The organism is Bradyrhizobium sp. AT1 (assembly GCF_001590795.1).
Taxonomy (GTDB): Bacteria; Pseudomonadota; Alphaproteobacteria; order Rhizobiales; family Xanthobacteraceae; genus Bradyrhizobium.
This window is the reverse complement of the sequence record NZ_JXDL01000001.1, coordinates 1,853,161-1,861,386: the sequence shown is the minus strand read 5'-3', so window position 1 is coordinate 1,861,386 and position 8,226 is coordinate 1,853,161. Positions and strand designations below refer to the sequence as shown.

Sequence of the window (8,226 nt, the reverse complement as noted above, 5' to 3'; positions counted from 1 at the left end):
CCGGTCGCGATCATCTCCACCGCCTTCGCCGAAGAGGTGAAGCGGCGCGATTTCGTCGTCACCTGGGGCATGCTGGCGCGGGTGCCGCTGTTCTCGCATCTGTCGGCGGCGGAGATCGCCGACATCATGCGGCTCTTGCGCGCGCGCACGATCGAGCAGGGCGAGATCCTGGTGCGGCGGGGTGATGCGGCCTCGTCGATGTATTTCATCACCGCCGGCGAAGTCGAGATCGCGCTGCCGAGCCAGCATGTGCGCCTTGCCGACGGCACCTTCTTCGGCGAGATCGCGCTGCTGCACAAAACAAAACGCAGTGGCACGGTGACCGCGACGCGCAAGACGCGCCTGCTCGTGCTCGACGCCCAGGACTTTCATGCCCTGATCGAGCGCATGCCGACGCTCGCCGACCACGTCCACACCACCGCCAAGGCACGGCTCGCCGACACCGGCGACCTTGCGCTGGCGGAGCTGGCGCAGGCGGAGCGGGAAGAAGGCCCGTCGGCGTAGCACCTAGCTTCGGTCGAGGAAAGGCGCGACAACCTCGCGCGTTTCCTTGCTAGGCACGACCGGCACGATCTCGAACGTCATGCCATTGCCCTGGCAGTTCAGCACCCATTCCTGCAGCAGGCGGGCGTCGTCGCATTCCATCAGCTGGAAGCATCGGTCGAAATTCGGCTCGATCCAGCTGCCATGATATGTGAGGCCGTCCGGAAACTTGACGCCCTCGTCGCGCACCTTCCGGTAGACCGGAACGGGATCGCGATCTTTGAAGCGTTCGATCACCATGAAGAGCATCGGTCTCAGCCCTTCTTCAGGAAAACATACTCGGCCGAATAGGGCGCGCTTTTGAACTCGCCGGCCTTGTCGCAGGCGCCTTCGAGCTTGCCGCCATGGGTGTCGATCCGCTGGACGGTTGTGACGGGCGTGAGCGTGCCGCTGCCGCGGCGGGCGGTGACCTCCAGCTTCAGCCAGGGGATATCGGCCGGCGTTGCGCCTGGGGCGTTGCCGGCGGCCTTGGCGGTCACGGCGCTGCCATCAGTGAGCTCCCAGTTCGGGCCGGCAAAGTGCCGTCCGACCGTCTTGCCCTCGGACAGCAGCGTCGCGATCGGCTCGCGGAAGGCCCAGGCGAGCTTGCCGTCGCTGCCCGCCTTGCACTCATAGACCTGCGCGCCCTCGGCGTGGACGCTGAGCACGAGGCTCTCGCCCGGCGCGGCGATGGCATCGGGAAGCGGGTCGGCGGCCATGGCCGGGCCCGCGAGCAGCAACAGGCAAGGGACAGCAAGCTTGATCGACATGGTCGCATCTCCGCGCGGGGGGCCTCGAAAAGAAACGGGCCGCGCTGGTCGCGCGGCCCGTGATGATGTCTGGCCCAGTCGGGCGAAATTGCGGTCGGCTTACGCCGCCATCGCCTTGGTCAGGTTCTCGGCGACCTTGTCGAGGAATCCGGTGGTCGAGAGCCAGCGCTGGTCGGCGCCGACCAGCAGCGCAAGGTCCTTGGTCATGTAGCCGGCCTCGACGGTGTCGACGCAGACCTTCTCCAGCGTGTTGGCGAACTTGGCGAGCTCGGCATTGTTGTCGAGCTTGGCGCGGTGGGCGAGGCCGCGCGTCCAGGCGAAGATCGACGCGATCGAGTTGGTCGAGGTCTCCTTGCCCTTCTGGTGCTCGCGGTAGTGGCGGGTCACCGTGCCGTGGGCAGCTTCCGCTTCCACGGTCTTACCGTCGGGGGTGAGCAGGACCGAGGTCATCAGGCCGAGCGAGCCGTAGCCCTGCGCGACCGTGTCGGACTGCACGTCGCCGTCGTAGTTCTTACAGGCCCAGACGTAGCCGCCGGACCATTTCAGCGCCGAGGCCACCATATCGTCGATCAGGCGGTGCTCGTAGGTCAGGCCCTTGGCCTCGAATTCCTTCTTGAACTCGCGGTCGTAGATGTCCTGGAAGATGTCCTTGAAGCGGCCGTCATAGACCTTGAGGATCGTGTTCTTGGTCGAGAGGTAGACCGGGTAGTTGCGCAGCAGGCCGTAGTTCAGCGAGGCGCGGGCGAAGTCGATGATGGAGTCGTCGAGATTGTACATCTCCATGGCGACGCCGGCGCCCGGAGCCTTGAACACTTCCTTCTCGATCACGGTGCCGTCCTCGCCGACGAACTTCATCGTGAGGGTGCCCTTGCCCGGGAACTTGAAGTCGGTGGCGCGGTACTGGTCGCCATAGGCGTGGCGGCCGATGATGATCGGCTTGGTCCAGCCGGGAACCAGGCGCGGCACGTTCTTGCAGATGATCGGCTCGCGGAAGATCACGCCGCCGAGGATGTTGCGGATGGTGCCGTTCGGCGACTTCCACATCTGCTTGAGGTTGAACTCCTTCACCCGGGCTTCGTCCGGGGTGATGGTGGCGCACTTGACGCCGACGCCTACCTTCTTGATGGCCTCGGCGGCGTCGATGGTGACCTGATCGTTGGTGTGGTCGCGGTACTCCATGCCCAGGTCGAAATACATCAGTTCGACATCCAGGAACGGGTTGATCAGCTTGTCCTTGATGTACTGCCAGATGATCCGGGTCATCTCGTCGCCATCGAGCTCGACGACGGGATTGGATACCTTGATTTTTGCCATGATCGGGGAAGCCTCTTGGGAACGGCGCTTTTGGCGCGCCACGGGAATATCCGCCGCCTCATAGCACCCGGACGCGGCGGGCGAAAGCCAAGGGATTATGCACTTTTAGCTCATCCAGCTTGCCCGGATGGGGGGCGGCAGCCGGCCTTCGGCCGGGCCTCGGGCGCTCGTTCCAGGTGAGATTCAAAAACCGAATCTAACCCCGTTATTTCCCTTGAGAATTTCGTCAGGACAGGCAAACGACAGGCGGACAGGGCCGGGCGGCAGCGGCTGATGTTGAATCAATTCCTAAGGCGGCCTGGCCAAGGCCTTGAGAGACAGTGTGAAAGCGAAGCCAGATGTCGGGGACTGACAAGAGCAAGCCGAGCCTTTCCCTCGACGGTCCCATCGTGATCCTGGTCGAGCCGCAGCTCGGGGAAAACATCGGCATGGCCGCGCGGGCGATGGGCAATTTCGCGCTTTCAGCCCTGCGCATCGTCAACCCCCGGGACGGTTGGCCCAACATCGCCGCCCAGCGCGCCGCGGCCGGCGCCGACCACATTCTGGAAAAGGTCGAATTGTTTGGCACGGTGGAAGAGGCGGTCGCCGACCTCGACCTCCTGTTCGCCACCACCGCGCGCCCCCACGATCAGGCCAAGCCGGTGGTCGGGCCGGAGGCCGCGGCGAGCGAGATCGCCGGGCACGTCGCGACCGGCGGCAAGGCTGGCATCCTGTTCGGCCGGGAGCGCTGGGGGCTGACCAACGAGGAGGTCGGGCTCTCCAACCGCATCATCACCTTCCCGGTCAATCCGGGCTTCGCCTCGCTCAACCTCGCCCAGGCCGTGCTGCTGGTCGGCTATGAATGGTTCAAGCGCGCGACCTCGGGCGAGCTGCCGCACGCCATGCCGGAGCGCTCCGAGCGCGCCTCGCAGCACCAGATGCAGGCCTTCTTCGACAACCTCATCCGGGAGCTCGACAAGGTCGAGTTTCTGCGCCCGGCCGAGAAACGCGACACCATGCTGGTGAACCTGCGCAACATCTTCAGCCGGATGGAGCCGACCAAGCAGGACATGCACACCCTCCATGGAGTCGTTATGGCGATCGCGGAAGGACGCAAGGGCCCGGCCAAGGGCGGCGTGCTCGACGGCGAGCAGGCGACCCGCCTGCGCGCACTGCTGGCCGAGCATGGCAGCGGGACGCCCGACAGCGGCTCGACCGTCCGTGGCCTTGCCCGCCTGCTTCGCCGCAATCCGACCGACGCCGAGCGCCTGCTCTGGCAGGCTCTGACCCGCGACCGCCGCTTCGCAGGTCAGTTCAAGCGCCAGACCCCGGTGGGGCGGCATATCCCGGACTTCGTCTCATTCCCGCACCGGATTGCGATCGAGCTGGTCAACCCGGGCGAGGGCGAGGCGATCACGGCCGATCGCGCGGCAAGGCGGAGCTGGCTCGAGGCGCGGGACTATCGCGTGCTGGACATTCGTGCGGCGGACGTGGAGCGCGATCTCGAGGCGGAGCTGGTGCGGCTCGCGGGGATGATGGAGCAGGGCGCGTAACTTCGGCCAACCCGCGCCGGGTCAGCGCTGAAACACGACCCTGCCGCCGACCAGCGTCATCTCCGCCTTGATGTCCTTGATCTGGTCTTCCGGCACGGCCGTGTAATCGGCCGAGAGCACCACCATGTCCGCGAGCTTTCCAGGCTCGATGGTGCCTTTGCGCGCCTCTTCGAACGTGTAGCGCGACGCCGCGCTGGTGTAGAGACGCAGGGCCTGCTCCCGCGCGATGGCTTCTGCCGCGCCGTAGACATTTCCGTTGGGGTCCTTCCTCGTCACCATGACGTACATATTGAGGAAGGGGTTGATCGGGTTGACGGGAAAATCCGTGCCGGCGCCGAGGCTGTTCAGCCCCATCTTCTCGATCAACGTCCTGGTCGGCACGGCGCGGTCGGCGGTTGCCTTGCCGAGAAATCGTTCGACGGTCGCCGCCTTGTCCCACATGAAAGCGTTCTGGAAATCGACACGGGCTCCCAGCCTTTGCGCTCGCTCCATCTGTTCGGGCCGGATCAGGCTGGCGTGAATGAGGACGAAGCGGCGGTCGCGGATCGATTTCTCCTGATCGGCGGCCTCGAAGGCATCGAGCACCTGGTCGATACCGAGGTCACCGACCACGTGAACGCCGACGCGCCAGTCATAGCGGTTGCAGATGGAGATGAGCTGCTTCAGCCGCTCGGGCGTCTGCTGCGCAACACCATGATAATTGTCATGTGAATCGGGATAGACGTCGCGCATCAGCGCCGTCTTCAGCGTCATGCCGCCGTCGTAGAAGATCTTGATGCCGGCGAACTTGAGCCAATCGTCGCCAAAGCCGGAGGCGGCCCCATTGCCTGCCATGATCGCTTCCCATGCGGCCAGATCCGCCGGCGGCTCCGGTCGAAACATCACGCCGGTGCGCAAGGTAGCCTTGCCGGACGCGACGAGCTTCTGCAGCGTGCGAACATCGCGTGCCTCCGTCGCGCCTTCGACCGCGCTGGTGATGCCGAAGCTGTTCAGCACGCCTTCGGCAATGGTGAATTGCCGCATTTCGTCGTCTTCCGTCCAGGGCGGGACGGCCTTCTCGACCCGGTCGATCGCCGTCTCCTCGAGCACGCCGGTCAGTTCGCCGGCGGCGTCGCGCTCGAACTTTCCACCGCTCGGATCCTCGGTGGTCTTGTCGACCCCGACCCGTTGCAGGGCCATGGTGTTCGCCATCGAGAAATGTCCGACGGTGCGAAGATAGACCGGATTGTTGGGAGCAACGCTGTCGATCTCCTGCCGCGTCAGGTAACGCTTCTCGGCCAATTGTGACGGCGGATGCCACGCGCCGCCGACAATCCACTCGCCCGGCTTCTTCTTCGCCGCGAATGCCTTGATGGCATCGAGCGCTTCCGCGACCGTCTTCGCGCGGCCCATGATGACGACATAGTCGCCGAGACCGGCGGCCTTGAAGTGAGCGTGTGTATCGATCAATCCGGGGATGACGGTCTTGCCGGCGACATCGAGCACGCGGGTTCGGGCGCCGGCAAGCGCCCTCATCGAAGAACTGGTCCCCGTTGCGAGGATCTTGCCATCCGCGACGGCGACCGCCTCCGTGACCGTCGATCGATCATCCAGCGTCAGGATCTTTCCATTGACGAGGACCAGGTCAGGGACGCTGAATTCAGGTTGCTGCGCCTCGACATTTGCGATGCCAGCGATCCACACGCTCGTGGCAACGATTGCAGATGCCGTCAACTTGCGAACCATGACGCCCCCTTGATCTTGTTTTTGCCGGACGAAGATATTCAAGGGTATCTTTGATCGTACATGGGTTCAACGCTCGCGATGCCTGGCGGCACTCCACATAGTGGGCAAAGTGGATCGCGCTCTGTGTCATTCTCGGAGGGTGGGTTGGCCGAAGGCGTAACCCACCCCTGTTCGTCTCGGTGAAGCTGAGGCGGCGGATTACGCCTGCGGCTAATCCGCCCTACAAACCTGCTGCGAAATTTGCGTTCACTTTCCCTTCTGGTCGAGGAAGACGTAGAGCGCCGCGATCCTGCCGTCCTCCACAATGATCACGTCCCAGCCGGTGTAGTCCGGGGCCTCGCCGCGCAGACCCGATCCCCAGGCCAGCCGTCCGGCGTTGTGAAGCGCCTGCGGCTCGCTCGTCGGTGTGTAGACGAAGTGGGGATGCGTGGCACGGAGCTCGCCTGCGAACTTGTCGATCGCCGCGCGACCGACAACGACACCGGGCGGCACATAGAGGACAGCGTTCTCCGTCCAGAGCTCGTCGATTACGGCGCGGCGGCGCTTGGCGTCGCCTTCGCCGAAAACCTCCTGAAGATTGCGACGAAGCAGTTCGTGGATTCGATCCGTCGATTCATGGGTCTGGGTCATGGGATGTCTCCAATTTGAAAGGGTGGGGCTGAGGTCGGCGCAGGTCCGCGCTTCAGATCTGGGCTTGACCGCCGTCGACGAAGAGCTCGACGCCATTGACGAAGCTCGCCTCGTCCGAGGCCAGGAACAGCACGGCCTTGGCGATCTCCTCGGGCTGGCCGACGCGGCCGGACGGGATGAGGCCGGCGAGATAGGTCTTGGTGCCTTCCGCCTGCTCACCGGCGCCGAACAGATGGTTCAGGCCGGGCGTCTCGGTGACGCCGGGGCTGATGGCGTTGACGCGGATGTGCCGATCCTTGAGATCGAGGATCCAGTTGCGCGCGAAATTGCGCACGGCGGCCTTGGTCGCCGAATAGACGCTGAAGGCCGGCGTGCCCGAGACGCTCGTTGTCGAGGCGGTCAGCACGATGGATGCGCCGTCGCGGAGCAATGGCAGCGCCTTCTGGACGGTGAAGAGGACGCCCTTCACGTTGGTATCGAAGGTGCGCTGATAGTGCTCCTCGGTGATCGCGCCGAGCGGTGCGAACTCGCCGCCGCCGGCATTGGCGAAGATCACGTCGATCTGCTGATGCTTCTGCTGGACTGCATCGTAGAGCCGGTCGATGTCGACAAGGTCAGCCATGTCGCCGCGCACGCCGGTCACGCGGCCGCCGATCGATTTCACCGCGGCGTCCAGCGCGTCCTGGCGGCGGCCGGTGATGAACACCGAGGCGCCTTCCGCCGCGAATGCCTTGGCGGTCGCAAGGCCAATACCGCTCGTGCCGCCTGTCACCACCACGACCTTGTTGCTGAACCTGTTCGTCATCGTCCGTCTCCTCTGGGAAGCATCTGGCGGAAGCGCCGTTGCCCTTCGTAGATGCCTACGGAACGATGGTGCGAGTAGTCAGCAAATATGGTACTCAGCGTTCCATGAGAGGAACGATGAAAACCGATCTGAACGACTTTGCCTATTTCGCCGAGGTGGTCGGCCACGGGGGCTTCGCCGCCGCGGGACGGGCGTTGCGAGAGCCGAAATCAAAGCTCAGCCGCCGGATTGCCGGCCTCGAGGAGCGCCTTGGCCTGCGCCTGATCGAGCGATCGAGCCGGCGCTTTCGCGTCACCGAGGTGGGGCAGGCGTTCTACGAGCGCTGCCGCGCGATTCTGGCTGAAGCCGAGCAGGCCGAAGCGCTCGTGACGCAAGCGCAGGCTGAGCCGCACGGTCGCATTCGCTTCAGCTGCCCGACGGGCATGGTCGCGGAAATCTCCGCGCTCACGTCGAGCTTCCTGATCCGCTATCCCAAAGTGCGTCTGCAACTCATCGCCATCGACCGGCCGGTCGACCTGATCGAAGAGCGGGTCGACGTGGCGCTGCGCGTTCGCTCTGTGCTCGTGGGTGATGCCGCGCTCACCATGCGGTCGCTGGGTACATCCACGCGCATCCTCGTCGCGAGCCCGCAACTGGCAAGCCGGCTGCGGACTCCGGACGATCTTGCCGCGCTTCCGACGCTCGCGACGTCAGACGAGGACAATCTGGTCGAATGGCATCTGGAGACGGACGATGGGCAGGCGCGCGTAATCAGGCACGAGCCGCGCATGGGGTGCGGTGATTTCGGCGCGGTGCGCGATGCGGCGGTCGCCGGCCTTGGCGTTGCGCTGTTGCCCGATCACCTCTGTCGCGATGCGCTCGCGCAGGGCAAGCTCGTCCATGTGCTCTCGGAATGGCGCGGTCACCGCGGCATGGTACATCTCGTCTT

General features: G+C 64.8%; 9 protein-coding genes. 3 read left to right on the top strand and 6 right to left on the bottom strand.

Features of this window, described 5'->3' with window-relative positions; translation table 11 throughout:
- On the top strand, positions 1-504 hold a 504-nt coding region (locus SE92_RS09005), incomplete at its 5' end, for a cyclic nucleotide-binding domain-containing protein (RefSeq protein ID WP_157095859.1).
- Between the two features lie 3 nt (positions 505-507).
- Here SE92_RS09005 and SE92_RS09000 read toward each other — a convergent pair.
- The 3 genes from SE92_RS09000 to SE92_RS08990 form a co-directional block, all read right to left on the bottom strand.
- Positions 508-792 carry a DUF3303 domain-containing protein gene (locus tag SE92_RS09000; RefSeq protein ID WP_063195383.1) on the bottom strand — a complete coding sequence of 95 codons (285 nt, stop codon included), beginning with the start codon at positions 790-792 and terminating at the stop codon, positions 508-510.
- A 5-nt stretch (positions 793-797) separates the two neighbouring features.
- Positions 798-1,292, bottom strand: a complete 495-nt coding sequence (locus tag SE92_RS08995) for a DUF3455 domain-containing protein (protein WP_063195382.1) — start codon at positions 1,290-1,292, stop codon at positions 798-800.
- Positions 1,293-1,391: 99 nt separating this feature from the next.
- Positions 1,392-2,606 carry an NADP-dependent isocitrate dehydrogenase gene (locus tag SE92_RS08990; protein ID WP_063195381.1) on the bottom strand — a complete coding sequence of 405 codons (1,215 nt, stop codon included), beginning with the start codon at positions 2,604-2,606 and terminating at the stop codon, positions 1,392-1,394.
- Positions 2,607-2,944: 338 nt separating this feature from the next.
- Between SE92_RS08990 and SE92_RS08985 the strand changes: the two genes are divergently transcribed.
- Positions 2,945-4,138, top strand: a complete 1,194-nt coding sequence (locus tag SE92_RS08985; protein ID WP_063195380.1) for a TrmJ/YjtD family RNA methyltransferase — start codon at positions 2,945-2,947, stop codon at positions 4,136-4,138.
- A gap of 21 nt (positions 4,139-4,159) precedes the next feature.
- Here the strand turns inward: SE92_RS08985 and SE92_RS08980 are convergent, their stop codons facing one another.
- The 3 genes from SE92_RS08980 to SE92_RS08970 all read right to left on the bottom strand — a co-directional run bounded on the left by SE92_RS08980 (position 4,160) and on the right by SE92_RS08970 (position 7,298).
- Positions 4,160-5,863, bottom strand: coding sequence for an amidohydrolase (locus SE92_RS08980; RefSeq protein WP_063195379.1), 1,704 nt, complete (start codon positions 5,861-5,863; stop codon positions 4,160-4,162).
- A gap of 246 nt (positions 5,864-6,109) precedes the next feature.
- A complete protein-coding gene (locus SE92_RS08975; protein WP_063195378.1) occupies positions 6,110-6,493 on the bottom strand; it encodes a nuclear transport factor 2 family protein in 384 nt (127 codons plus the stop codon).
- Between the two features lie 52 nt (positions 6,494-6,545).
- Positions 6,546-7,298, bottom strand: a complete 753-nt coding sequence (locus tag SE92_RS08970; RefSeq protein ID WP_063195377.1) for an SDR family NAD(P)-dependent oxidoreductase — start codon at positions 7,296-7,298, stop codon at positions 6,546-6,548.
- A 116-nt stretch (positions 7,299-7,414) separates the two neighbouring features.
- On the opposite strand from SE92_RS08970, the gene SE92_RS08965 reads away from it, so the two are divergent.
- A partial coding sequence (locus SE92_RS08965; RefSeq protein WP_063195376.1) for a LysR substrate-binding domain-containing protein occupies positions 7,415-8,226 on the top strand: 812 nt, incomplete at its 3' end.